This window comes from Paraburkholderia sp. (assembly GCF_036488505.1).
Classification (GTDB): domain Bacteria; phylum Pseudomonadota; class Gammaproteobacteria; order Burkholderiales; family Burkholderiaceae; genus Paraburkholderia.
The window spans coordinates 1-25,137 of the sequence record NZ_DASXHN010000203.1 but is presented as its reverse complement, the minus strand read 5'-3'; the positions used below and the strand labels follow the sequence as shown (position 1 = coordinate 25,137).

Here is a 25,137-nt window from a genome sequence, read left to right as displayed (position 1 = left end):
GGCGTCGTCAGAGTCAGCCGCGCCAGGTCGATCCGCACCACGGCATCGGGACCGGCGGCGAACAACTCCTCCTGCACATCCTTCGGCACCACGATCGGCAGCAGCGAGTTCTTGAGCGAGTTCTGCTGGAAGATGTCCGCGAACGAGGTGCTGATCACGGCACGAAAGCCCCACTGCGTGAGCGCCCACGGCGCATGCTCGCGCGAGCTGCCGCAGCCGAAATTGCGCCGCGAGAGAAGCACCGAGGCGCCCGCGTAGCGCGGCTGATTCAGCACGAAGTCCGGATTTGGCGTGCGCTCGCTGGCCGGCTTGCCGTAGTAGCCGGGATCGCGATGGCGCCATTCGTCGAAGAGGTACGGACCGAAACCGGTTCGCGCGATCGACTTCATGAACTGCTTGGGCATGATCGCATCGGTGTCGATGTTGTCGCGATCGAACGGCACGACGATCCCCGTATGGCAGACGAGCGGTTCCATCAACGGTCTCCTGCAAGACTGAGCCATTCGCGCACGTCGACGAAGCGGCCCGCGAGCGCAGCGGCGGCGGCCATCGCCGGACTCACGAGGTGCGAGCGGCCGCCCGCGCCCTGGCGGCCTTCGAAATTGCGGTTGGACGTGGACGCGACGCGCTCGCCGGCTTCGAGCCGGTCGGCGTTCATCGCGAGACACATCGAGCAGCCGGGTTCGCGCCATTCGAAGCCGGCGGCGATAAAGATCCGAGCCAGGCCCTGCGCCTCGGCGTCGCGTTTGACCTGCTGCGAGCCCGGTACCGCGAGCGCGAGACGCACGTTCGGTGCGATCCGTCCGCCCGCGGCGCAAAGCACGCGGGCGGCGGCCTGAAGGTCCTCGAGCCGGCCGTTCGTACAGGAGCCGATGAATACCTTGTCGATCGCAATCGTATCGATACGCGTGCCAGCGTCGAGGCCCATATAGTCGAGTGCGCGCGTCCATGCGGCGCGCCGGCCGGCATCGGCCGCATTCGCGGGGTCGGGCACGCACGCGTCGATACCCACGACCATCTCCGGCGACGTACCCCAGGTCACCTGCGGCACGAGCGTCGACACGTCGAGCACCTGCTCCGCGTCGAATCGCGCATCGTCGTCCGAGCGCAAATCGCGCCATGCGCGCAGCGCGTGCGCCGATGCTTCGCCGCGCGGCGCATGGGCGCGCGCGCGGCAATAGTCGAGCGTGGTGCCGTCCACCGCGATGAGCCCGGCGCGCGCACCCGCTTCGATCGACATGTTGCACAGGGTCATGCGCCCTTCCATCGACAACGCGCGCACCACCGGTCCGGCGAATTCGATCGCATAGCCGGTCGCGCCCGCCGTGCCGAGCGCGCCGATCACCGCCAGCGCGACATCCTTCGCCGAGCAGGCCGCCGGCAACACGCCGTCGATCGTGACGCGCATCGTGCGGCTGCGTCGCGTGACGAGCGTTTGCGTCGCCAGCACGTGTTCGATCTCCGACGTGCCGATCCCGAACGCAAGCGCGCCCAGCGCGCCGTGCGTGCTCGTATGCGAGTCGCCGCAGACGATCGTCATTCCCGGCAGCGTGTTGCCGAGCTCCGGCGCGACGACGTGGATGATGCCCTGACTGGCGTCGGTCATCCCGTGGTGCGCGATATCGTTACGCTCGCAGTTCTGTTGCAGCGCTTCGACCTGAACCCGCGACACCGGATCGGCGATGCCGAGATCGCGGTTCGTGGTCGGCACGTTGTGATCGGCCACCGCGAGGTTCGCGCGCGCGCGCCACACCGGCCGCGATTCCTGACGCAGCGATTCGAACGCCTGCGGGCTGGTTACTTCGTTGAGCAGGTGACGGTCGATGTAAAGCAGCGTCGTGCCATCCGCGTTGTTGCGCACGATGTGGGCGTCGAAAATCTTGTCGTAGAGGGTTTGGCTCATCGATAGGGGCTACGCAGCGGGGATTGATATCGAGGAATGACACCGCACCGCCGCGCGTGTGAACGCGGCGGTGCAGCGGTGCGGCCGCACGGCAAGCGGCGCGATGACGGATCGTGCAGCCGCGAACGCTAAACCGATTCGGCGGCGGCTCGTGCGGTACCGTCAGCGGCGCGCCGTTCGCCAAAGCGCGTGCGATAAAGCAGCGCGAGAATCGCCGAGGAAACGGCGGCAATCAGGAACAGCAGCGACGCCGCATAGAACAGTTGCGTAATCGGCAGATGCATCGACAGCAGCAGCCCGCCGATCACCGGCCCGGACACCGAGCCGATCTTGCCCACTGAAATCGCACTGCCGACGCCGGCCGAGCGGAACGACGTCGGATAGATCATGCCGGCCACCGCATACAGCCCGTATTGCGCGCCCACCACGCAAAAACCGGTCGCAAACACCGCGAGCATCAGCCAGCCCTGCGACGAACCATGACCGAGCGATGCCACGACCGGCAGACCGATAACGGGCAGCGAGATGATCGCGGCGACACCATGGCGATCGACGAAGCGGCACAGAATCAGCCCGCCGAGCACGCCGCCCACCGAAAACATCATCGTGATCAGACTGGCGCCGCGCGGGTCGATGCCCATGCCTTCCATCAGGATCGGCAGCCAGTTCTGCAGGAAATAAAGCGCCATCGAGTTGACGACGAAGACGATCCATAGCAGCGGCGTGATCGCGGCAAGGCCGTCGGAGAAGATCAGCCTGAGTACGAAGCGCTGCTTCTCGCGCACTTCGCCGGCCACGAACTGCGCGTCGGCGGCAATGCTCAGCTCCGGACGCAGCCGCGCGATCAGCCTGCGCAACATCTGCGGATTACGCTGACGGATCACCAGCAGTTTCGCGGACTCGGGCAGCGTGAAGATCACCAGCAGCCCGATCAGCAACGAGCCGGCGCCGCCCACCGCGAACATGATCGGCCAGCCGTAGCGATGAATCAGCGCCGACGAGACCAGTCCGCCCGAACCCGCGCCGATCGAAAAACCCGAGAACATCAGCGTGACCCAGGTCGCGCGCAGGCGCTTCGGTGCGTACTCGGCGACCAGCGCGACCGAATTCGGCACCACCCCGCCCATGCCGATGCCGGCCAGAAAGCGCAACAGCATCAGTTGCTCGAGCGAGCTCGCCCACACCGACGCATAAGTCAGCGCACCAAAAAAAAGACTGCCGACGACGATCGCCTTCTTGCGGCCGAGCCGGTCACCGAGATAACCGAAGATGAACGAGCCGATCAGCGTGCCGAACAGGCCCGCGCCGAACACCGCGCCGAAGCCCCCGCGCGCGACATGCCAGTCCTTGATGAGGGCGGGCGCCGCGAACGACACGGCGGTCTGATCGTAACCATCCATCAGCATGATCAGGAAACACCAGAACAGCAGGCCGACGGCGAAGCGTCCAATCTTCTGCTCTTCTATCAGTGTCGCGATGTTCAAAGTCCGGTCTGCTTGCATGTATGTCCCATTGACCTCGTGCGGATAGACGCACCGCCCGGCGCGCCCGCTTGCACTGTTGCTCCTGCCTCTGCGTCATGGCGACGCCATGACCGGAGCCACAATATAAGAGGCGGCCCCGCGCGGCTCAATCAAAAAGTAGCGATGAAGATATCGAAATAGGTGAACAATCCGCGCGGTGTTCGTTCCCACCCGCGCTCCGTCAGAACATATGGTTAATACCGACCCGCGCGACCGTCTGATTGGTGCTCGTCGACGGCTGGTAGCCGAACTGCGCAGCGCGCGCGCCGGGGCCCGTCGCGCGTTGCAACCCTGCGCCCACATACACCTGGGTGCTCTTCGACAGGTAATCGGTCAGAAATACGTTGTACTGGTTGACCGTCAGCCCCTGGAACAACGAGTGATTCGCGGACAACCCGAGGATATAGAAACCATTGCCGCGGCTCAGGTCGATATTCACACCCGCCTGATAGTTGTTCAGCGTGGTCGAGCCTTTCGCGTTCTCGAGCTTCACGCCGGAGTACGTGACGTGCGGCGTGAAGTAGCCGATCTTGACCGATGCTCCCGCTGCCAGCGTGCTGTAACGGCTCGCATTGAACATCGTGCCGGACTTCAACGGCTGGCCGAGCAGCGAGCCCAGGCCGAACGTGCCGAAGATGTCGGCGGTGCGATCGTGCGACATCGTGTACGCGACACCGACTTGCGCGCCGTAGTTCGCGTACTGCGCGCCGACGCTGTACTGGCGCCCCGAGCTGAAATCACCCGCCTGGTTGCCGAACGCGTTCATCGCGCCCGCCTGGAAGCCGTGATAATTGATCGTCTCGTACTTCAGCGAATTGTTCAGCGCGCGCGTATTCGCGAGGCCGTCGAGGTTGCCCGGCGTGTAGAACGACGAGATGCCCGGCACCGCATTGTTCAGCCGCCCAACGTACTGATAGATGTAGTCGTTGATGTTCCCGAGGCTCAGCGAGCCCCAGCGATCGTTCGACAGACCCACGTACGCGTCGCGGTTGAAGAAACTGGTCGGATTGATCTGCGCGCCGGTGTTGGTCAGAAAGCCCGATTCGAGCCGCGCGAACGCCGTATTGCCGCCGCCCAGGTCTTCCTTGATCAACAGTCCCCAACGGTCCGGCTGGCGCTTGCCGGCCGCTTCCTGAAACAGATGCTTGCCCTGTGAGTTCGACACGAAATCGACGCCGACGTCGATGCTGCCGTACAGCGTCACGGACGACTGCGCCCACGCGGGGCCAGCCAGGATCGCGGCACAGCCGCCGACCAGCAGACAATTTCTCAATCCAAGTCTCCAGTGTTTTTATCGTGAACCGGCCCGCTCCGCGCGCCGGCGTCCTGCACTCCGCGGTCCCGCGGGTCGCCACCGACAACCCCTATGCTCGATGCGGGACCGAGTTTAACCACTTCAATTCGCGTTTTGAATCACGAGTTGTTTATCAATCAATAGAACAACCTGAATACTCGACCAGGGTATTCACCAGTCAATTCAACAAAAGCGAATCACATCTCTGAAAGAATTAATCGACGTGCTAACATCCGCGACGTTTCGATTCCATCACCGATTAAACCGGAGAGCACAGATGCAATTCAGCTCAATCCCGCCCAGGCGCATGATCGTGGGCATCAGCGGCGCGTCGGGCGTCGTCTACGGTGTGCGGCTGCTGCAGTTGCTCAGGCAGCTCGACATCGAGTCGCATCTGGTGATGAGCCGTTCCGCCCAGGTCACGCTCGCACACGAGTCGCCGCACAGCGTCGCCGATGTACGCGCGCTCGCCACTGTCACGTATCCGAACACGGACATCGGCGCGGCGATTTCCAGCGGTTCGTTCCCTGTGATGGGCATGATCGTCGCGCCCTGCTCGATCCGCACGCTGTCGGAAGTCGCCACCGGCGTGACGAGCGGGCTGATTTCGCGCGCGGCCGACGTGACCCTGAAGGAGCGCCGCCGCCTCGTGCTGATGGTGCGCGAGACCCCGCTGCACCTGGGCCACCTGCGTAGCATGACGAGCGTGACCGAAGCCGGCGCGATCGTCTATCCGCCGGTGCCGGCATTCTACGCGAACCCCGAATCGCTCGATGACATGGTCGACCACACGCTCGGGCGGGTGCTCGATCTGTTCGGCATCGAGACCTCGGTCGTGCATCGCTGGGGCATGTGAGATTCACCGGCGCCGCCGCTGGCATTATTAACTTTCATTGATAATCCGTTCGAATTCTTTTGCTTCTTTATCGCCCGCCCTTCCTTTAAAGTGGTTTCGCTTCAGTAAAAGCCACATTTAAAAGATTTATCTATCGATTGATAAATCTTCTCGATAAGAGACAAAGTCAACACCATAGAGGTCGAAAAGGTCGAATGAAGATCGTCATTGCAGGGGCCGGTATCGGCGGTTTGACGGCGGGTGCCGCTTTATTGAGAGCAGGCTTCGACGTCACCATTCTTGAACAGGCCAAGGCCCTCGGGGAAATCGGCGCGGGCGTGCAGTTGAGCCCGAACGCGACGCGCGTGCTGTACCGGATCGGCGTCGGCGAGCGCCTCGAAGGCCTCGCTTGCGAGCCGCCCGGCAAGCGTGTGCGGCTCTGGAACACGGGTCAAACCTGGCCGCTGTTCGACCTCGGCGCGGCATCGCGCGAAGTGTATGGCTTTCCGTATCTGACCGTGCACCGCGCAGATCTGCATGAAGCGCTGGTCGACGCGGTGCGCGCGTTGAGCGCGGATGCGATCCGGCTCGATCACAAGGTCGAGTCGATCGTGCAAAAGGATCGCAAAGTCGAAGTGCAAACCGTTTCGGGCGCCAGCTTCGAAGCGGATCTGCTGATTGGCGCGGATGGTGTGCACTCGCGCGTGCGCCGTGCGCTGTTCGGCGCCGACGAGCCCGTCTATTCGGGCGTGATGGCCTGGCGCGGCGTGATCGACGCGGCGAGGCTCCCCGAGCATTTGCGCTCGCCGTACGGCACCAACTGGGTTGGCCCCGGCGCGCATGTGATTCAGTATCCGCTGCGCGGCAACACGCTGGTGAACTTCGTCGGCGCGGTCGAGCGCGATGGCTGGCAGGTCGAGTCGTGGTCGGAGCGCGGCACGATCGAAGAATGCCTCGCCGATTTCTCCGGCTGGCACGAAGACGTGCGTACGCTGATCTCGGCGATCGACGTGCCGTACAAATGGGCGCTGATGATCCGCGAGCCGATGACGCGCTGGAGCTCGGGCCATGCGACGCTGCTGGGCGACGCCTGCCATCCGACGCTGCCGTTTCTCGCTCAGGGCGCCGGCATGGCGCTCGAAGACGGCTATCTGATCGCGCGCTGCGTCGCGCGCCACCATGGCGATGTGCCGCACGCGCTCGCACGCTTCGAATCGCTGCGTCAGGACCGGACCGCGCGCATCGTGCGGGGCTCCGCGGCCAACACGAAGCGCTTTCACAATCCGGCGCTCGCGCATGCCGAAGGCGCGGCGGAATACGTCGATCGCGAGTGGAGCGAGGAACGCGTGAAGGAACGCTATAACTGGCTGTTCGAATACAACGTCGACAGCGTCGAAGTTTGATCGGCAACGCTCGCCCGACCACGCTGCCAAGGAGACACATCATGCCCGCTTCCACTCCGCCGGTACTCGGCCTGCACCACTTCGCATGGCGTTGCCGCAATGCCGAACAAACGCGCCACTTCTACGAAGACGTCCTCGGCTTGCCGCTCGTGCATGTGATCCGCCTCGACCGCGTGCCGAGCACGGGCGAGTACTGCCCGTACGTGCATCTGTTCTTCGAGATGGCGGACGGCTCGAATATCGCGTTCTTCGATCTTGGCGATGACACCGCCGCGCTGCCTTCGCCGAACACGCCGCCATGGGTCAACCACATCGCGCTGCGCGTGGCCACACTCGACGAACTCGAAACGATGAAGCAGCGTCTCGCCGACCATGGCATCGAGGTGCTCGGCGTCACCGATCATCACTTCGTGCGCTCGATCTACTTCTTCGATCCGAATGGCTTCCGGCTCGAGCTGACGGTGCCGGTCGCGCCGGCTGAAACGCTCGCCGGCTATCGGCGCGACGCCCGCGCCGCGCTCGACGCGTGGACCGAAGAGACCCGCAAACGCCACGACGCGGTACCGGAGGCACGCCACGCATGATCGCGCTCAATGCCACTCACGATCCGGCCCGGCGCAGCTGGGTCGAATCGGCGAATCTGCCTGACACCGATTTCCCGATCCAGAACCTGCCGTTCGGCGCTTTTGAGCGCGACGGTGCGGCACGCGCGGGTGTCGCCATCGGCGAACACGTCGTCGATTTGCGCGCGTTGCTCGATAGCGGCCTGCTCGTCGCCGGCAGCGACGCGGCGCTCGCGTGCGAAGCCACCCGCGACGGCACGCTGAATCGTCTGATGGCGATGGCGCCCCGCTATGCGAGTGCATTGCGCGCCGCGCTGTCCGATCTACTGAAAAGCGACGCGCCGCAGCGTGCCCAGATGCAGCAGCATATCGATGCGCTGCTGCCGCGCATCGACACGCTGACGCTGCGTCTGCCGTGCGAGGTCGGCGACTACACCGACTTCCTCACGTCGCTGCATCACACCGAGCGGCATGGCCGCTATAAAGGTCTCGCCGATCCGCTGCCGCCCGCGTTCAAATCGCTGCCGATCGCCTATCACGGCCGTGCTTCGTCGCTGCGCGTCAGCGGCGGCGACGTGCGCCGTCCGCACGGCCAGTATCGCGATGCGAACGGCCAGATCGTGTTCGGCCCCGCGCCCGCGCTCGATTTCGAACTCGAACTCGCGGCGTGGATCGGGGAAGGCAATGCGCTTACCCAACCGATCGCCGTCGACGCCGCGCACGCGCATCTCTTCGGCTATTCGCTGCTCAACGACTGGTCGGCGAAAAGCATTCAATGGTTCGAACAGGTGCTCGGCCCCTTTCTCGGCAAGAGCTTCCATTCGAGCGTATCGCCGTGGATCGTGACGGCCGAAGCGCTCGCGCCGTTCCGCAAGGCGCCGGCGGCGCGCGCAACAGACGACCCGCCGCTGATGCCGCATCTGCACGGCGCCCGCGATCAGCAGGAAGGCGGGCTCCATCTTGAACTTCACGCGGATCTGTCGACGCGGCAGCTACGCGAAGCCGGCAGTGGCGCGGTGCGCATCACGCACACGCATCTGGACAATCTGTACTGGACTTTCGCGCAGATGGTCGCGCATCACACCAGCAACGGCTGCAATCTGCGCACCGGTGACCTGCTTGGCAGCGGCACGATTTCCGGCGCGTCGGACGCATCGCGCGCCTGCCTGACCGAACTCACCAATGCGGGCCGCGACCCGCTGCGTCTGCCCAACGGCGAAACGCGCACCGCGCTCGAAGACGGTGATGAGATCGTGCTGAGCGCACGCGCGACGAAGCCAGGCGCGGTGCCTATCGGCTTCGGAACCTGCCACGGGCGGATCGCGCCGGCGCTCGCGCAAGCGTTCACACCCGCATCGCAGGCAGCGCACGCGGCGCACGAAACAGAGGCTCGCGCATGACCGAAGCACTCAACGGCTACGTGCAGGTCGGCCACGGCCCGCGCAAGGTGCTCGCGCTGAGCGGCTGGTTCGGCAGCGCCGACGACTGGCAGCTGCTCGTCCCCGCGCTCGATACCGACGCGTTCACCTATGTGTTCTTCGATTATCGCGGCTACGGCCGCTCGCGCGAGCGCGACGGCGCGTTCACGTTCGAAGAAGCCGCGCGCGATGTGCTGGCGCTCGCCAATCATCTCGGCTGGGACCGCTTCAGCCTGATCGGCCACTCGATGGGCGGCGTCGCGATCCAGCGCGTGTTGCTCGCCGCGGGCGCACGTATCGATCGCATGGCCGGTGTGTGCGCGGTGCCCGCGTGCGGTTCGCGCATGGACGACACGCGCGTCGCGATGTTTCGCGCAGCAGTGGACGATGTCGAACGGCGCGCCGCTATCATTGCGTTCTCGACCGGCAATCGCCTCGCACCGCGTTTTACCGCGCATCTCGCGCGCGAATCGCAGCAGCGCTCGCGCGCCGACGCGTTCGCCGCCTATCTGCCGCATTGGGCGGCCAACGATTTCTCGGCCGAGGTGGCGGGCAACGCGACGCCGGTGAAGCTTTTCATCGGCGAGCACGATCCGACGCTCACCGCTGAGCTGATGCATCGCACGTGGCTCGCGTGGTATCCGAACGCGACACTCGAAACGCTCGCCAACGCGGGGCACTATCCGATGTACGAAGTGCCGCTCGCGCTTGCGACGGCACTTGAACACTGGCTGAAACAGGCCTGACGGCCACTCGCCGCAACTTCGCGGCAGTCCGCCCACGCGCTGGGGTCCGGCGCGCACGGCGGCAGGAGACATCATGTACGAGACCATTTACCTACGCGCGGCCACGCTCGATCAAGCGCTCGCGTGGCTGGGCGAGCACGAAGACGCGCGGCCGCTGTCGGGCGGCATGACGCTGATCCCCACACTCAAGCAGCGCCTCGCCGCACCGTCGCATCTGATCGACCTCACGCGCATCCAAACGATGCGCGGGGTCAGCGTTGAGCGCGTCGCAGGAGTTGAGCGCAGCGTACTGCGCGTCGGCGCGCTGACGAAGCACGCGGAAGTGGCCGCTTCGCCGGTGGTTGCCGCGGCGATCCCCGCGCTCTCGCAGCTCGCCAACCTGATCGCGGATCCGCAGGTGCGCAATCGCGGCACGATGGGCGGCTCGGTCGCGAACAACGACCCCGCCGCCGATTATCCGAGCGCGGTGCTCGCACTGAACGCCCAGGTGATCACGTCGCAACGCCGGATCGCCGCGGACGACTTCTTCGTCGATACCTTCGAGACCGCGCTCGAACCCGGCGAGATCGTGATCGGCGTCGAGTATCCGCTGCCGTTGCGCGCCGCCTATGCGAAGTTCCGCCAGCCCGCGTCGGGCTATGCGGTGGTCGGCGTGTTCATCGCGCAGTTCGCCGATGCGGTGCGCGTCGCGGTGACCGGCGCCGGCGCGTCGGTGTTCCGCTGGCACGATGCCGAAGCGGCGCTGCAGGCAGAGCTTTCGGAAGCGGCGCTCGCCGGCGTGAAGATGGACACCGGCGTGCTGCCCGACGACGCGAACGGCTCGTGCGCGTACCGCGCCCATCTGATCGAAACCTACACGCGTCGCTCGTTGCAGGCGCTGCTCGCGCAGCCGCTAGCCGACGCTGCTTAAACCGTTTTCAGGAGACATGACAATGGAGTTCACCGGATCGCAGACGATCGCCGCCACACGCGAACAGGTATGGAAGGGCTTGAACGATCCCACGGTGCTGCAGGCCTGCGTGCCGGGCTGCGAAGAGTTCGTCGCGCAAAGCGACGACGAGTACAAGGCGGTCGTGGTCGCCTCGGTGGGGCCGGTGAAGGCGTGCTTCAAGGGCACGCTGCTGCTGTCCGAGCGCGACGGCCCGAACGGCTACAAGATCGCGGGCCAGGGCGAAGGCGGGATCGCCGGCTTCGGCAAGATGACCGCAACGGTCACGCTCGCCGATGCGGACGAAGGCGGCACGCTGCTCACCTACGTCGCCGAAGCGCAAGTGGGCGGCAAGCTCGCGCAGATCGGCTCGCGGCTCGTGACGTCGGTCGCGAACAAGCTCGCGGCGGAGTTCTTCAAGCGCTTTAACGCGACGATGAGCGCCGATGCGAATGCCGCTGCCGCGGCCGGCGCAGCGCAATGAGCGGTGCGATGAGCGATGTGATGAACACGGCGATGAATGGCACACGGCGAATCGCCCAATCCGCAGGCACGGGTAAAAGCAGGTCAAGCAGGCGTAGCAACAAAGGTGAATCATGGCTGAAATCCAATTACGGGTGAACGGTGTCGACGTCGAGCGCGTGGTGCCCGACCAGACGCTACTCGTCGAATTCCTGCGCGAAACGCTGCGCCTCACCGGCACGCACGTCGGCTGCGACACGAGCCAGTGCGGCGCGTGCACGGTCCATCTCGACGGCGTGGCGGTGAAGTCTTGCACGGTGCTCGCCGCGCAGGCGAGCGGCGGCACCGTCACGACGATCGAAGGGCTACGCGCGAACGCGGACGCCAGTGCGCCGCTGCATCCGGTGCAGAACGCGTTCGTTCAGTGCCACGGTTTGCAATGCGGGTTTTGCACCCCCGGCATGATCATGGCGGCCGACTTCTATCTGCGCGAGCAGCCGAAGCTCGATGACGAGAGCATTTGCCATGCGCTCGAAGGCAATATTTGCCGTTGCACCGGCTATGTGAACATCATCGAAGCGGTGCGCCACGCGGCGCACGAGATGTATCCCGCGCTCGCCGGCACCGCGACGGAGGACCTCAAGCGATGATCGGCCAACCTATTCCGCGCGTGGAAGACCGGCGCTTCGTGACCGGCAACGGCCAATACACCGACGATCTGCGCATCGACGGCCAGCTGTATGCGGCGTTCCTGCGCTCGCCGCACGCGCATGCCGCGCTGCGCTCGGTCGACGTCTCGGCCGCGCGCGAAGCGCCAGGCGTAATCGCGGTGCTGGTCGGCCAGGACTATCTCGACGACGGCTATCAGGGCGTCGATCACATACCGAATCCGATCGATGCGGTCGATGCGACGAAGAAGGCTTTTGTGACGTCGCTGACCGGCGAGATCTTCAACCAGTTGCATGTTCCGCTGCCGACCGACCGCGTACGCTACGTCGGCGAGCCGATCGCGATGGTGATCGCGCAAACGCTGCTCGCCGCACGCAATGCGACCGAGCTGATCGACGTCGATTACGACGTGCGCGACGCGGTCGTCAACGCGGCCGATGCGATGCAGGAAGGCGCGCCGCAATTGTGGGACCGCGCCGCGGGCAACCTGTGCTTCCAGACCCAGATCGGCGATCGCGACGCGGCGCGGCGCGTCATCGCGGACGCGCCGCTCGTGCTCAAGCGCGAGTTCCATCACAGCCGCGTCGTGAATTGTCAGATGGAGCCGCGCGGCGCGATCGGCGTATTCGATCGCGACAGCGGCGTGTACACACTGATTTCGGGCAGCCAGGGCGCGGTGCGGCAAAAGCTCTGCCTCGCCGCCGCACTGAAGGTGCCGCCGTCGCAAGTGCGGGTGGTCTGTCCCGACACCGGCGGCGGCTTCGGCCCGCGTTCGTTTATCTACGTCGAGCAGCTTGCCGTGGTGTGGGCCGCGCGCCGCCTGGGCCGGCCGGTGAAGTGGACCAGCGAGCGCAGCGAAGCGTTTCTTTCCGACTATCAGGGCCGCGACCAGATCGTGCGCGCGACATTCGGCTTCGCGCGCGACGGCCGCCTTCTCGCGATCGACAACGAGTGGATCGGCAACGTCGGCGCGCACACGGTTTCGTATGTGCCGATGTCGAACGGCACGCGCATCATGACGACGGTCTACGACGTGCCGGTCGCGGCCGTGCACATCAGCGCGGTGCTGACCAATACGGTACCGACCGCGCCTTATCGCGGTGCCGGTCGCCCCGAGGCCACACACGTGATCGAGCGCATGCTCGATCTCGCGGCCGCCGAACTCGGTCTCGATCGCGCGGAAATCCGCCGCCGCAATCTGATCGCGCACGACAAGCTGCCGTACCGCAGCCCGATGGGCCTCACCTACGACAGCGGCGAATTCGCGCGCAACATGGCACGCGCGCTGGAACTCGCGGACTGGGACGGCTTCGAGACGCGCCGCGCGGCATCGCGCGCCAAACGCATGCTGCGCGGCATCGGTCTCGCGAACTACATCGAGTCGCCGGTCGGCGCGCCGCGCGAACGTATCGAGTTGACCGTGCGGCCGGAAGGCCGCATCGACATCGTGTCGGGCACGCAGTCGACTGGCCAGGGCCACGAAACCACGTTCGCGCAGGTGATCGTGCAGCATCTGGGCGTGCCGCTCGGCTCGATCACGCTGCGCACCGGCGACACCGCGTTCGTGAGCATCGGCGGCGGCAGCCATTCGGATCGCTCGATGCGTCTGGGCGGCATGCTGCTCGTCGATACGGCCGCGCAGATCGTCGCGCAGGGCAAGCGCGCGGCCGGCGATCTGTTCGACATTCCGGCCGAGCGCGTGAGCTTTGCGAACGGCGCGTTCGTGGATCCGGCATCGGCGCGTGAAATCGGTCTGTTCGAACTGGCGGCGCACGTCGCGCGCGACGGTCTGCCGGACGAATCCGGGGATCGCGCGATCCGCAAGCTCTACGCGCACGCCGAAGTGAATACGCGCGTACCCGCGCATCCCACGGGCGCTGCGATCTGCGAACTCGAAGTGGACCCGGATACGGGCATCGTGAAGCTCGTCAACTACACGTCGGTCGACGACGTCGGCCAGCCGATCAATCCGCTGATCGTCGAAGGTCAGGTGCACGGCGGTCTCGCGCAGGGCATCGGCCAGGCGCTGTCGGAAACCTGCTATCTCGATCGCGACACGGGCCAGGTGCTGAGCGGCTCGTACATGGACTACGGGATGCCGCGCGCGGGGGTGATTCCGCCGCTCAACCTGGAGCTGACCGAAGATCCGACGCACGGCAATCCGCTGCGCGTGAAGGGCGGCGGCGAGAGCGGCATCACGCCCGCCACCGCGACGATCTTCAATGCGCTCGCCGATGCGCTGAAGGAATTCGGCACCGACGAACTGGCGATGCCGGCCACGCCGAAAGTCGTGTGGGAATTCATCCACGCCGACGCCGCCCGCACCGTTGAATAAACCCGCCTTGATGGCGAAGGAGACCAGCATGCCCAGCCCGCACATTGCGATCAGGCGCAACGGCCCGCTCGTGGACGTCGTGCTCGACCATCCCGAGAACGGCAACCTGATCGATGCGTCGATGAGCGACGCGATCATCGAAGCCGTCACCACGCTCGACGATGAAGTGAAGCTCGTGCGCATCCTGTCGAGCGGCCCCGACTTCTGCAAGGGCCGCCAGTCGCCGATGCCGCCGAAGGACGCAAAGCCGTCCGCCGAAACGCTGCGCCGCGTGGTCGCCGCGCCGCCGCTCGCGCTGTACGACGCGCTCAAAGCCGTGCGCGTGCCGGTGGTGTCGGTCGTGCGCGGCGAAGCGCTCGGCGTGGGCTGCGCGCTCGCGGGTGTGTGCGACGTCGCTCTCGCCGCCGACGATGCCGTCTTCCAGATCCCCGAAATGGAGCGCGACATTCCGCCGACGCTCGTGATGTCGGCGCTGATCGGCCGCGTGCCGGTGAAGACCGTCGCGCACATGGTGCTGAGCCGCGTGCGGCTATCCGCGAGCGAAGCGCTGCAAGCCGGTCTCGTGAGCCGCGTGGTGCCGGCCGCGAGTCTCGACGCCGAAGCGCACGCGCTCGCGCAGACACTGCTCGGCTGTAGCGCGGTCACGCTGCGCGCGGTCAAGCAGTTCCTGCATCTCGCACCCGAGATGCCGGCGAGCGGCGCGAGCGGTTTCGCCGCGCACTTGGCGGCGACCGCGCTGTCCGCGCGCTTCTGACGATTGTGACGATGCGCTCACGCGCCGGCAGGCGCGCGATATTGCAGCTGATGCGCCCGGCCGCCGCGTCGCTTGACGATTCAACGCATTAGAAAACTGCGCAGCCCTCTGCGCGAGGAACCCAGATTGAGACCCAAGACCGCCATCCCCTGCACCGCCGACGGCACGCCCGCGCCCGACCTCGAACGCTTCCGCCTGCGCCGCTTTCTCGAATCGCTCGACGACACTGAACTCGAACGTCGCGACGCGCCGGTCGATCTCGGCGACATCGCCGCGATCATGGAAGGCAACGCGCGCGCGGTGTGGTTCGCGAAGCCCTCGGGCGGCGCGATTTCGCTCGCGGGCAGCGTAACCGCAAGCCGCTCGCGACTCGCGCTGGCGTTCGATACGACGCCGCAGCGCCTGCTCGACACCGTGCGCGACCGCCTGCGCGCGAAGGGCAAGCTCGTCGAAGTAAGCCGTGAAGAAGCGCCGGTCCAGCAGATCGTGCTGACCGGCGAGGAATGCGACTTCACCGCGCTGCCGGTGCATCTGCAGCACGATCTTGACGGCGCACCGTATATCTCCGCATCGATCGACTTCGCGGTCGATCCCGACACCGGCTGGACCAACGTCGGCATTCGCCGGCTGATGCTGCGCGGGCGCCGCACCGCCGGCGTGGATCTGGTCGCGCCGTCGGATTTGCGCGCGATCGCGATCGGCCACGCGAAGCGCGGCGAGCGCACGCCGATCGCGTTCGCGGTGGGCACGCATCCGATCGATCACGTCGGCGCGACGATGCGCATTCCCGCCGACGAACTGGAACTCGTCGCCGCGCTGCGCGGCGCGCCGATGGGCGTGGTCAAGTGCGTGACCAACGATCTGCTGGTGCCGGCCGACGCCGAATTCATTCTCGAAGGCTATCTCGACGAGCGCGGCCATGCCGAGCCCGAAGGCCCGTACGGCGAATTCCTCGGCTACTACGGCGGCGTGAAGACCAACCCGCTGTTTCATCTGACTGCGATCACGCATCGCCGCGACGCGGTGTTCCAGACCTGCACGATCGGCGGACGCTCGATGGCGCGTACCGATACCGCGCAGCTCGCCGCACTGCGCACGGAAGTGACCGTATGGCGCGCGCTCGAAACGGCTGTGCGTGAAGTGAAGGCGGTCTACGCGAACCCGGCGACCGGCGGCATGTTCAACGTGCGTATCGCGATGCAGCAGCGCGTGCCGGGCGAGGCGCGCAATGCGATCGCGGCGGTGTTCGCATCGCTCGCGAACGTGAAGCACGTGTTCGTCGTCGATCCCGACATCGACGTGTTCTCCGACGAGCAGGTGGACTGGGCGCTCGCCACGCGCTTTCAGGCCGATCGCGATCTGGTGCTGCAAGACAGCCTGCGCGCGATGCCGCTCGACCCGTCTTTGCTCGGCGCAACCAGAACCGCGAAGGCCGGCTTCGATCTCACGCTGCCGCTGCTCGCGCCGGGCGCGGAGCGGGATCTGGAGCATCGGGTGCCGACGCCGCCCGCGTATCACGGCGCACGCTACGACTCGTTCGAAGCGGCGCTCGATAGCGGGCCGAAGCGCTTCTCCGAGCTGATGGCCGCGACCGGCACGCGCGACGGCCGCGACGTGGTGCGCTGGCTCGAAGACACCGCGCAACGACGTGCGATCCAGCGCGACGCCGAAGGCCGTTACCTGTTTGCTTGACGCGTTCGCGCGATCAGCGTGTGAACGCGTCTGGCGGCTACTGCGATTGCACGCGCCAGTAGCCGCCGGTAGCCGTCATGGCGGACGGGATAGAATCGGGCATCTTCCACGCCCGAAACACACATAGCTGTCGTTGATGAACCTATCCCTCAAACAACTCAAGGTGTTTCTCGGCGTCGCCAACGCGTCGAGCTTCACGAAGACCGCGCAGAGCATGCATCTGAGCCAGGCGGCGCTTTCCGCGATCATCCGGGAACTGGAGACGCAGCTCGATTGCCGGCTGCTCGAACGCACGACCCGCACTGTCTCGCTGACCGAAGCCGGGCGCCTGTTCTACCCGACCGCGATGGCAATCGTCGAGTCGCTCGAAAAGTCGGTGATCGAACTCAACGAACTCGGACGCCAGAAGCAATCGTCGCTGCTGCTCGGCTGCACGCCGATCATCGCAGCGAGCCTGATGCCTTCGGTACTCGCGCGCTTCTCGCAAATCTATCCGGCCGCGCGTATCGAACTGGTTGATCGCAACCCGTCGGAACTCGTGCAGATGGTCGAGGAAGGCCATCTCGACGCGGCGTTCGGCGTGTTTTTCTCGCAGCTCTCGGGTATCGATCGCACGCCGCTGTTTCCCACGCGGCTCGTCGCGATCTCGCAAGCGCCGAGCGGCGCGCCGCGACACGGTCCCGGTATTCGATGGACCGCGCTCGAAGATCAGCCGCTGATTACGCTGCCGAAGGACAATCCGCTACAACGGCTGATCGAGGCCACGCTATCGAAGGAGGAAGTGACGGTCAGCCGCCGTATCGTCGTGGACCATCTGCAGACGGCGATCGCGATGGCGCAGGAAGGACTCGGCACCGCGGTGATGCCGTCGTTTTGCGAACATATCTGCCACCGCTATCGCGTGCGTGTCGACGCGTTGCGCCCCGAGGTGCCGCTGTCGTTCTACCGCATCACGCGCACCGGGCGCGATACGCTCGCCACGCTCGATCAGTTCACCAGCATGTTCAGCGAAGCCGCGAAGGAAGATCCGGTCGACCTGGTCGACGCGGACGAGGACTAAGCGGCCCGCGTGCGAGAAACACGCGCGGTGGGCGTGCGCGATCCGGACTTACAGCCGTTCGGTTCGTTTGACTTTCACCACCTGTTCCATCGCCTCGCGCAGCGCCAACAGCCCGCGGTGGTCCGCGTCGTCCTTGCGCGTGACGACCGATATCTGCAAAAAGCTGCCCAAACGCAGAACCTCCACCGGGTACAGCTCGCATAGGCTCGGGTCCATGATCTGCACCACCGATACGCCAAGCCCTTCGCTCACCATCGCGGCAATCGCCGTCACGGTGTCCAGTTCCAGCGTGCTGCGCTTTTCCGGCATCAGCTGGCGCACGTAGCGCGCGGCCATCGCGCCTGTCGAGGTCTGCCGGTCGTAACGGATCCAGTCGTAGCGGGCGAGCAGTTCGGCCGCCGTCGCACCGCGCTCGGCGGGCGGCGCGATCAGCACCAGTTCGCGCGTCAGGAGTGGCGACCACGACAGCCCGGCCACGCGCCCCGTCTCCGGCTGCGCGACCACGGCGGCGTCGAGTTGGCCGGCCTTGACGTCATCGATCAGCCCGCCGCTGCGCCCACGGCGCGGACGCACCACGAGCCGCGGATGCAGATCGCGCAGACGACGCATCGTGCCCGGCAACAGCAACGGCTGGATCGATTCGATCAGGCCGAGCCGTAACGTGCCTTCGACCGCCGTGGTGTGACGCCGGCGCATCGCGTCGATCTGATGCAGCCCGTCGCGCATTGCCGCCATCACCCGGTGCGCGGCTTCGGTGGGCCGCACCTGCAAACCGGCGCGATGAAACAGCGGCTGACCGAGATATTGCTCGAGATGCTTCATCTGCATGCTGACCGCGCTCGGCGTGAGATTCATCACCGTTGCCGCCGCCGCGAACGACCCTTCCGCGAGCACCGCTTCGAGCGTCGAAAACGCTTCCAGCTTCATCAAAATTCCTTATCAGAGCCTTCAAATAACGTCACTTTTTCTTACTATCCGCCGCGCCTATACTTTTTTCAAGTTGTCGCTCGGCGGGGTGCACCGCGCGGGCTGGGGGCCGCCTTTGGCGCCCATTAAACAGACGAAAAGGAGACAGCGCAGTTGAATTCCTCATCTCGACTCCCATCCCGCCCCGCCGCATGGCTTGCCGCGGATGCAGAACGTGACCACTCGTGGATCCAGCGCCTCAGCGCCGAGGAAATCGCCGGCTTTGAAACCGCCCTCGCCCATGCGAAGAACCTGGACCGGCCGCTCCTCGACCTGACGCCAGACGATTTCCCGCTCGACGCCGCCGCGCGCGCCGCGCTCCAACGCGCAATCGCCACCACGCAAGGGCGCTGGGGCATGTGCCTGCTGAAGGGCTTTCCGGTCGAGCGCTGGAGCGAGCAGGAGACGCGGCTCGCTTACTGGGGGATGAGCATGCATATGGGCGTCGCGCGCACGCAAAACCGCGCGAGCGAAGTGATCAACGACGTGCGCGACGTCGGTTCGGTCTACAAGACGACCAACGGCCGTGGCTACAACACCAATGCATCGCTCGACTTCCATATGGATTCGTGCGACGTGGTCGGTCTGCTGTGCCGCCGCACAGCGCGCAGCGGCGGCGAAAGCAAGGTCGTGAGTTCGCTCGCCGTGTATGAGGAAATCGCGCGGCGCCGCCCGGACCTCGCTGAAGTACTGCATGGCCCGTTCTACTACAGCTATCAGGGCGCGCAGGATCCGGCGCAGCGTCCGTGGTACTGCTGCCCGATCGTCGGCAACGAGCCCGAATGGTTCGCGATGCGCCTGAATCGCAAAAACGTGATTGCCGCGCAACAAAATTTCGCCGAGGTGCCGCGCCTCACCGCCGCGCAAACCGAAGCACTCGATCTGCTCGACGAACTGATGCCCGACCCGCGTTTCTGCTTTTCGATGTGGCTCGAACGCGGCGACCTGCAGTTGCTGAACAACTACGTGACGATCCATTCGCGCAGCGCGTTCGAAGATCACGAAGACTTCGACATGAAGCGGCATTTGCTGCGCCTGTGGCTCGCGGTGCCGGGCGCGCAGCCGTTGCCGCCGAACTGGCGCGAGTATTTCGGCGACGTGCGCGCGGGCGCGGTGCGAGGCGGGCTGCGCGGCAGCGGCCGCACTGCGCAGTTCGAAGCCTACGAAAAGCGTCAGGCTGCCCATATGAACATGCCGCTTGCCGAGTGGGCGCCGTTCGTAGGCGAGCCGCAAACCGCCTGATCCACGCAGAAAGCGGTACCGCTCGCGCGCCCGCTGCGCGCGGGCATCATGGAGAGAGACTTTGAACGAATCGCAACAAGGCCGGGCCACGACCCGGCTGCGACAGATGCTGAAGGACGGACCACTTCTCGCGGCGCCCGGCGTCTACGATGGCATCACCGCGCGGCTCGCCGAACAGGCGGGCTTTCGCGCTTTGTACATGACGGGCGCGGGCACCGCGGCGTCGTACGGGCTGCCGGACTATGGTCTGCTGACGATGACGGAGATGGTCGCGAACGCCGCGCGCATCGTCGCGTGCACCTCCGTGCCGCTGATCGCGGATGCGGACACCGGCTTCGGCAACGAGCTCAACGTCACCCGCGCGGTGCGGGCGTACGAACAGGCGGGCGTTGCCGGCATCCATATCGAAGATCAGGTGTCCCCCAAACGCTGCGGGCACCTGGACGGCAAGGAGCTGGTTGCGGTGCCCGAGTTCGTCGCGAAGATTCGCGCTGCGCTGGCCGCCCGGCACGATCCGGAGTTCGTCGTGATCGCGCGGACCGACGCGAACGGCGTGAATGGCTTCGACGATGCGATTGCGCGCGTGAACGCCGCCCTCGCTGCGGGCGCGGATCTGGCGTTCGTCGAAGCACCACGCGATCGCGAACAGATTGCCGCGATCGTGCGCGAAGTGAAAGGACCGTGCCTGTTCAACATCGTGCGGGGCGGCAAGAGTCCGGACATGTCGCTCGCCGAACTCGAAGCGCTCGGCTATCGCCTCGCGATCCTGCCGAGCCTGCTGCTGGCGAGCGTGATGCAGACCTGCGAGCGCGAGCTTGCCGCGCTCCGCGAAACGGGCGTGCCGCCTGCTTGGAATACCGCGCTCACGGCGAAAGAGCGCTTTCAGCGCATGGGCGCCGACGAATGGGATGCGCTGCGCACGCGCTTTCTCGACCCATCCCGCTGAAACGGCTCGCCGCCTACAAGATAGAGACAGGAGACAAACGTGATTTCACCGGCATCCATCGGCATGCGTCTCGACGCATTGCCTATCAGCGCGTTTCACCGGCGCATGCTGTGGCTGATCGCGGCCGGCATGTTTTTCGACAGCTTCGATATCACGCTGGCCGGGTCCGTGCTGGGCGCGCTCGTGCACAACGGCATGTCGAACCTGACGCTCAACGGCTATTTCATTTCCAGCACCTTTATCGGCATGGCGGTCGGCGGCACGCTCGCGGGCCTGCTCGGCGACCGCTTCGGACGACGCTTCACGTATCAGGCGAACCTGCTGGTTTTCGGGCTGGCGTCGATCGCCGGCGGTCTCGCCACGTCGATGAACTGGCTGATTGTGTTTCGCTTCGTCATGGGCGTCGGACTGGGCGCGGAGATCGTGGTCGGCTATTCGACGCTGATCGAATTCACGCCGCCGCGCGACCGTGGCCGCTATTCGGCGCTGCTTGCGCTCGTCACCAATACCGCGTTGTTCGTTTCGTCGCTGACCGGCTTTTTCCTGATCCCGCTCGTGGGCTGGCGCTCGATGTTCTTTATCTCCGGCGTCGGTGCATTGCTCGTATGGATCGCGCGCAAGTCGATGCCGGAGTCGCCGCGCTGGCTCGCCACCGAAGGACGCCTCGGCGAAGCCGATCGCATCGTCACGCAGATCGAAGAGCAAGTGCACGGCAAAGGCTACCGTGCGCCGGAACTCTCGCAAACGGCGGATGCACGCGAGCCCGCGCCGCCGCTGTCGGTGCTGTTCACGCGCGAGGTGCGCATGCGCACGCTGGTCGGTTCGACGATCTCGATCGTGATCGGCATTGCCATTTACAGCTTCGTGACCTGGGTACCGACGTTTCTGCTCAAGCAGGGCGTGAGTCTTTCCTCTTCGCTGGGCTACAGCATGGTGATGTCGCTGGGCGGACCGGTCGGCGCGGGCATTGGCGTGTTGTGCACCGACCGCTTCGGGCGGCGGCGTTGCGTGGCGATCGCATCGCTCGCCGGCGCGGTAATGGGTGTGTGCTATGCGCTGTCGAGCTCGCCGTGGATCGCGGCCATCATTGGCTTTCTGCTGTTCTGCTGTCTTTACACGATCGTCGCGTTGGCGGTTGCGTGCTACATACCGGAGCTTTTCGGCACGCGCTATCGGCTGCGCGGCAACGGGTTTTGCGCGGTGCTCGGGCGCATCGCTTCGTTCGGCGCGCCCGCGCTCACCCTGCTGACGTATCACGCCGGCGGCATCCGCTATGTCGCGTTCAGCGTCGCGACGCTGCTGGTGGTGCAGGCGCTGGTCGTGATGGTGTTCGGCGTCGAGACGCGCTCGCAGTCGCTCGAGGTAATCGAAGACCGGGATGCCGCGGCGTATGGCGACGATTGCCCGCCGCACGCGCAGGCCGCTGTGTCGGCGCCGCGCCATTGAGGCTGCGGCATTAGCGCCGCACGCTTAACGCTTCAGACTCGAAGCCTCACCCGCGACTCTCAGATTCGAAGCCACAGCGTCGCCGGAGCCGGGCAGTGATTCGAGCAACTGCCCGGCGACTACAAAGCGACTACACCGTGGAATTCTCGTGCTTTTCGCTGCCGTCGCGGCTGCCCGCGCCCAATCGGGTACTCGATTGCGCGGCCAGCACGGAATCGATAAAGGTGTGCGCCCGCTTCTCACCGTATTTAAACGCCTGCTGCTCGGATAAAAAATCGAGTTGTTCAGGAAAGCTAGCGACTTCGCGGTTCTGCTGCTCGGGCAATACGACGCTCCACGACACGCGATAACGCCGCGAGATGCCGCCAAGCGCGTGAGATTTCGCCGCGGTCACGTGGACGTCGATGCGGCAATCGCGATATGGCACATAGGACTGGCTGGACATGATCCTCTCCCTTGAGGGCAAAGCGCCTGACGCTAGCTCGCTGACATGCATCGATCGTGCCGAACAGCGCGCGTGAACCGCACAACGCTATGGCGGCGACCCTGATGCATGAAGCTTCGAACAGTGTCGCATGCGACCGGCAAAAATGGCACTGGTTGTAAAACATTCGACAGGCAACGCGAGCGCCGGTCACTTTTCCGCTGACGATTGACGTGCTGATGAGCGCCGGGCGCCATCACGATCGACGTCCGCTTTTCTCCGCGAAGCGCGAAGGTATGACGCTTGCGGCGCGTCCGCTAATAGCCGTTGCCTTGAGCGCGCGCAACGTGTGCGCGGGCGGCGGCGAGCGGAGGAGAACATGCTGGCACAGCAGCCGAAGACCGAAGCGAGGCCCAATCGTTGGCGCCGTGCGGCGCACGTGGCGACCGACTCCACCACGCGTTTTCTCTCGAACCGATGCGCGATGCTGGGGGCGAGCATCGCGTTCTACTCGGCGTTTTCGCTCGCGCCGACGCTGATCATCGTGCTCGCCATCATCGGATGGCTGGTCGGCGCGGACGCCGCTCAGGGCCGGTTGTTCGAGCAGGTTCATCAGTTGTTGGGCAACGAGGCAGCGCAGGCGATGCAGGATATCGTCCAGCACGCGCATCGCTCGGGCGGCAGCGGCATCGCTACCGCGTTCTCGATCGTGCTGCTGCTCGTCGGCGCTTCTGCCACGTTTTCATCGTTGAACACGGCGCTCGACATCGTCTTCGCGGCCCACTCGCGGGCGGGAATCGCCGGGCTCGCGCTGCTCGTGCGAGCCCGGCTCGTGTCGATCGGGCTGCTCATCGGACTGAGTTTCCTGCTGGTCGTGTCATTGGTCGTCGATGCGGCGATACAGACGCTCGGCACCACGCTGTTCGGCAGTTCCACGATGAGCGCGCTCGCCAATGCCGGTCAGTCGCTGTTCGGCATCGTGATCCTGGGGGCCGGACTCGGCGCGCTGATCAAGTGGCTGCCCGACACGCGCGTTCCGTTGCGGCCCGCGCTGGTCGGCGGCGCGGTCGCGAGCGTGCTGTTCACCGCGGGCAGGCATCTGTTCGGCCTCTACCTGGCGCACGCCGGCACCGCCGGTGTGTTCGGCGCCGCCGGTTCGCTCGCCGTTCTGATGATGTGGCTGTACTTCTGCGCGGTCGTCTTCCTGTTCGGCGCGGAGGTCACTGCGTCGCTGTGCGGCGTGAAGACCGAAGGTATCGCCACCGATGCCGCTACCCAAGCGAAAGCCGACCGCACCCGCCGCGCAGCGCGTTCGTGAGTTCGCGCCATCTGCAACCACCACATTGCGACACTGCACGCCGCGACAAAGCGGCGCTGCCCTGCTTCCGGCCGGGAAGCGCCCACCTCTTGCGATACCGTTCGCGCTTGCCACACCGCGTAACCAGCGGCAGGCGCGCGATCAACCGAGCCATGCGCTGATCGTCGTCGCCATCTTGCCGGCGGAGATCCCATAGCGGTCATGCAGCGTCGGCAGCGCCCCCGCGTCGAGGAATTGGTCCGGCAAACCGATCTGCCTGAACGCCGGCGTGACGCCGGCCTCGAGCAGCGTGCGCGCGACCGCTTCACCGAGTCCGCCGATCACCGTGTGATTCTCGGCCACGACGACCATGCGGCCGGTGCGCTTCGCTTCGCGCAGGATCGTCTCGGTGTCGAGCGGCTTGATGGTCGGCGCATGCAGCACCGCGACGCCGATGTGATCGGCCGCCAGCGCGTTGGCCACTTCCAGCGCACGCATCGTCATCAGCCCGGACGAAATCACCAGCACGTCGTTGCCGTCGCGCAGCAGCTTCGCCTTGCCGAGTTCGAAGCGGTAATCGTATTCGTCGAGCACGACCGGCACGTTGCCGCGCAAAAGGCGCGCGTACACGGGACCAGGGTGCGCGGCGATCGCGGGCACCATCTCCTCGATATCGATCGCATCGCACGGATCGATCACGGTCATGTTGGGCATCGCGCGCATCAGCGCGAGGTCTTCGGCGGCCTGGTGGCTCGGGCCGTAGCCTGTCGTCAACCCTGGCAGCGCGCAAACGATCTTCACGTCGAGGTTGTCCTCGGCGATCGTCTGATGGATGAAGTCGTACGCCCGCCGTGTCGCGAACACCGCATAGGTCGTGACGAAGGGTTGCGCGCCCTCGTGCGCGAAGCCGGCGGCGGCGCCCATCAACAGCTGCTCGGCCATCCCCATCTGGTAGTAACGCTCGGGAAATGCCTTCGCGAAGATGTGCAGATCGGTGTACTTGCCGAGGTCGGCCGTCATTCCAATCACGTTGCTTTTGCTGCGTGCGAGTTCCGCGAGCGCATGACCGAATGGCGCGGCGCGGGTAGCTTGCCCTTCGGCCGCGATCGACGCGATCATTGCCGAGGTCTTCAGGCGTGGCTTCTTTTCGATGCTGCTCATGCTTGTCTCCCTGCTTCGAGTGCGTCGAGCGCGAGCTTCCACTCGTGCGCGTCGACGCGGATGAAATGGT

The 25,137-nt window shown here is 65.6% G+C and carries 23 protein-coding genes; 16 read left to right on the top strand and 7 right to left on the bottom strand.

Annotated features, from left to right (window positions below; translation table 11 throughout):
• The 4 genes from leuD to VGH68_RS12385 form a co-directional block, all read right to left on the bottom strand.
• A partial coding sequence (gene leuD / locus VGH68_RS12400) for a 3-isopropylmalate dehydratase small subunit (RefSeq protein ID WP_331603918.1) occupies nt 1-476 on the bottom strand: 476 nt, incomplete at its 3' end.
• Nucleotides 476-1,903: a 3-isopropylmalate dehydratase large subunit gene (gene leuC / locus VGH68_RS12395; RefSeq protein ID WP_331603917.1), complete on the bottom strand. Its 1,428-nt coding sequence runs from the start codon at nt 1,901-1,903 to the stop codon at nt 476-478. The genes leuC and leuD, both read right to left, overlap by 1 nt.
• Before the next feature lie 128 nt (nt 1,904-2,031).
• On the bottom strand, nt 2,032-3,405 hold the full coding sequence (locus tag VGH68_RS12390; protein WP_331603916.1) for an MFS transporter: 1,374 nt from the start codon (nt 3,403-3,405) through the stop codon (nt 2,032-2,034).
• Nucleotides 3,406-3,607: 202 nt separating this feature from the next.
• Nucleotides 3,608-4,699, bottom strand: coding sequence for a porin (locus VGH68_RS12385; protein WP_331603915.1), 1,092 nt, complete (start codon nt 4,697-4,699; stop codon nt 3,608-3,610).
• 298 nt (nt 4,700-4,997) lie between these two features.
• On the opposite strand from VGH68_RS12385, the gene VGH68_RS12380 reads away from it, so the two are divergent.
• From VGH68_RS12380 to VGH68_RS12325, 12 genes are all read left to right on the top strand, one after another.
• Complete coding sequence (locus VGH68_RS12380; RefSeq protein WP_331603914.1) at nt 4,998-5,576, top strand: UbiX family flavin prenyltransferase; 579 nt, start codon at nt 4,998-5,000, stop codon at nt 5,574-5,576.
• Between the two features lie 194 nt (nt 5,577-5,770).
• Nucleotides 5,771-6,958: an FAD-dependent monooxygenase gene (locus VGH68_RS12375; protein ID WP_331603913.1), complete on the top strand. Its 1,188-nt coding sequence runs from the start codon at nt 5,771-5,773 to the stop codon at nt 6,956-6,958.
• Nucleotides 6,959-6,999: 41 nt separating this feature from the next.
• On the top strand, nt 7,000-7,542 hold the full coding sequence (locus tag VGH68_RS12370; protein WP_331603912.1) for a VOC family protein: 543 nt from the start codon (nt 7,000-7,002) through the stop codon (nt 7,540-7,542).
• A complete protein-coding gene (gene fahA, locus VGH68_RS12365; RefSeq protein WP_331603911.1) occupies nt 7,539-8,921 on the top strand; it encodes a fumarylacetoacetase in 1,383 nt (460 codons plus the stop codon). Before VGH68_RS12370 ends, fahA begins: the two co-directional genes overlap by 4 nt.
• Nucleotides 8,918-9,685, top strand: a complete 768-nt coding sequence (locus VGH68_RS12360; protein ID WP_331603910.1) for an alpha/beta hydrolase — start codon at nt 8,918-8,920, stop codon at nt 9,683-9,685. Before fahA ends, VGH68_RS12360 begins: the two co-directional genes overlap by 4 nt.
• A gap of 73 nt (nt 9,686-9,758) precedes the next feature.
• Entirely contained in the window at nt 9,759-10,595 is an 837-nt protein-coding gene (locus tag VGH68_RS12355; RefSeq protein ID WP_331603909.1) for a xanthine dehydrogenase family protein subunit M, read from the top strand.
• Nucleotides 10,596-10,617: 22 nt separating this feature from the next.
• Complete coding sequence (locus VGH68_RS12350; RefSeq protein ID WP_331603908.1) at nt 10,618-11,097, top strand: carbon monoxide dehydrogenase subunit G; 480 nt, start codon at nt 10,618-10,620, stop codon at nt 11,095-11,097.
• A 112-nt stretch (nt 11,098-11,209) separates the two neighbouring features.
• Nucleotides 11,210-11,725 (top strand): (2Fe-2S)-binding protein, encoded by a 516-nt coding sequence (locus VGH68_RS12345; protein ID WP_331603907.1) that lies wholly within the window; start codon nt 11,210-11,212, stop codon nt 11,723-11,725.
• Nucleotides 11,722-14,079 carry a xanthine dehydrogenase family protein molybdopterin-binding subunit gene (locus VGH68_RS12340; protein ID WP_331603906.1) on the top strand — a complete coding sequence of 786 codons (2,358 nt, stop codon included), beginning with the start codon at nt 11,722-11,724 and terminating at the stop codon, nt 14,077-14,079. Before VGH68_RS12345 ends, VGH68_RS12340 begins: the two co-directional genes overlap by 4 nt.
• Nucleotides 14,080-14,107: 28 nt before the next feature.
• Nucleotides 14,108-14,833, top strand: a complete 726-nt coding sequence (locus VGH68_RS12335; RefSeq protein ID WP_331603905.1) for an enoyl-CoA hydratase/isomerase family protein — start codon at nt 14,108-14,110, stop codon at nt 14,831-14,833.
• A 126-nt stretch (nt 14,834-14,959) separates the two neighbouring features.
• Entirely contained in the window at nt 14,960-16,525 is a 1,566-nt protein-coding gene (locus tag VGH68_RS12330) for a UbiD family decarboxylase (protein WP_331603904.1), read from the top strand.
• 136 nt (nt 16,526-16,661) lie between these two features.
• Complete coding sequence (locus tag VGH68_RS12325) at nt 16,662-17,585, top strand: LysR family transcriptional regulator (RefSeq protein ID WP_331603903.1); 924 nt, start codon at nt 16,662-16,664, stop codon at nt 17,583-17,585.
• 48 nt (nt 17,586-17,633) lie between these two features.
• Here the strand turns inward: VGH68_RS12325 and VGH68_RS12320 are convergent, their stop codons facing one another.
• On the bottom strand, nt 17,634-18,512 hold the full coding sequence (locus tag VGH68_RS12320; protein ID WP_331603902.1) for a LysR family transcriptional regulator: 879 nt from the start codon (nt 18,510-18,512) through the stop codon (nt 17,634-17,636).
• 153 nt (nt 18,513-18,665) lie between these two features.
• Between VGH68_RS12320 and VGH68_RS12315 the strand changes: the two genes are divergently transcribed.
• The 3 genes from VGH68_RS12315 (at nt 18,666) to VGH68_RS12305 (ending at nt 22,185) form a co-directional block, all read left to right on the top strand.
• Complete coding sequence (locus VGH68_RS12315; protein WP_331603901.1) at nt 18,666-19,793, top strand: TauD/TfdA family dioxygenase; 1,128 nt, start codon at nt 18,666-18,668, stop codon at nt 19,791-19,793.
• Between the two features lie 61 nt (nt 19,794-19,854).
• Nucleotides 19,855-20,739: an isocitrate lyase/PEP mutase family protein gene (locus VGH68_RS12310; RefSeq protein WP_331603900.1), complete on the top strand. Its 885-nt coding sequence runs from the start codon at nt 19,855-19,857 to the stop codon at nt 20,737-20,739.
• A gap of 39 nt (nt 20,740-20,778) precedes the next feature.
• The gene (locus tag VGH68_RS12305) at nt 20,779-22,185 is read left to right on the top strand and encodes an MFS transporter (RefSeq protein ID WP_331603899.1); all 1,407 of its coding nucleotides are present in this window, start codon (nt 20,779-20,781) and stop codon (nt 22,183-22,185) included.
• 130 nt (nt 22,186-22,315) lie between these two features.
• Here the strand turns inward: VGH68_RS12305 and VGH68_RS12300 are convergent, their stop codons facing one another.
• A complete protein-coding gene (locus VGH68_RS12300) occupies nt 22,316-22,630 on the bottom strand; it encodes a hypothetical protein (RefSeq protein WP_331603898.1) in 315 nt (104 codons plus the stop codon).
• A gap of 358 nt (nt 22,631-22,988) precedes the next feature.
• Here VGH68_RS12300 and VGH68_RS12295 point away from each other — a divergent pair, with 358 nt between their 5' ends.
• The gene (locus VGH68_RS12295; RefSeq protein ID WP_331603897.1) at nt 22,989-23,927 is read left to right on the top strand and encodes a YihY/virulence factor BrkB family protein; all 939 of its coding nucleotides are present in this window, start codon (nt 22,989-22,991) and stop codon (nt 23,925-23,927) included.
• Between the two features lie 141 nt (nt 23,928-24,068).
• Here VGH68_RS12295 and VGH68_RS12290 read toward each other — a convergent pair whose 3' ends face one another.
• Nucleotides 24,069-25,067 (bottom strand): transketolase family protein, encoded by a 999-nt coding sequence (locus VGH68_RS12290; protein WP_331603896.1) that lies wholly within the window; start codon nt 25,065-25,067, stop codon nt 24,069-24,071.
• Nucleotides 25,068-25,137: the final 70 nt, after the last annotated feature.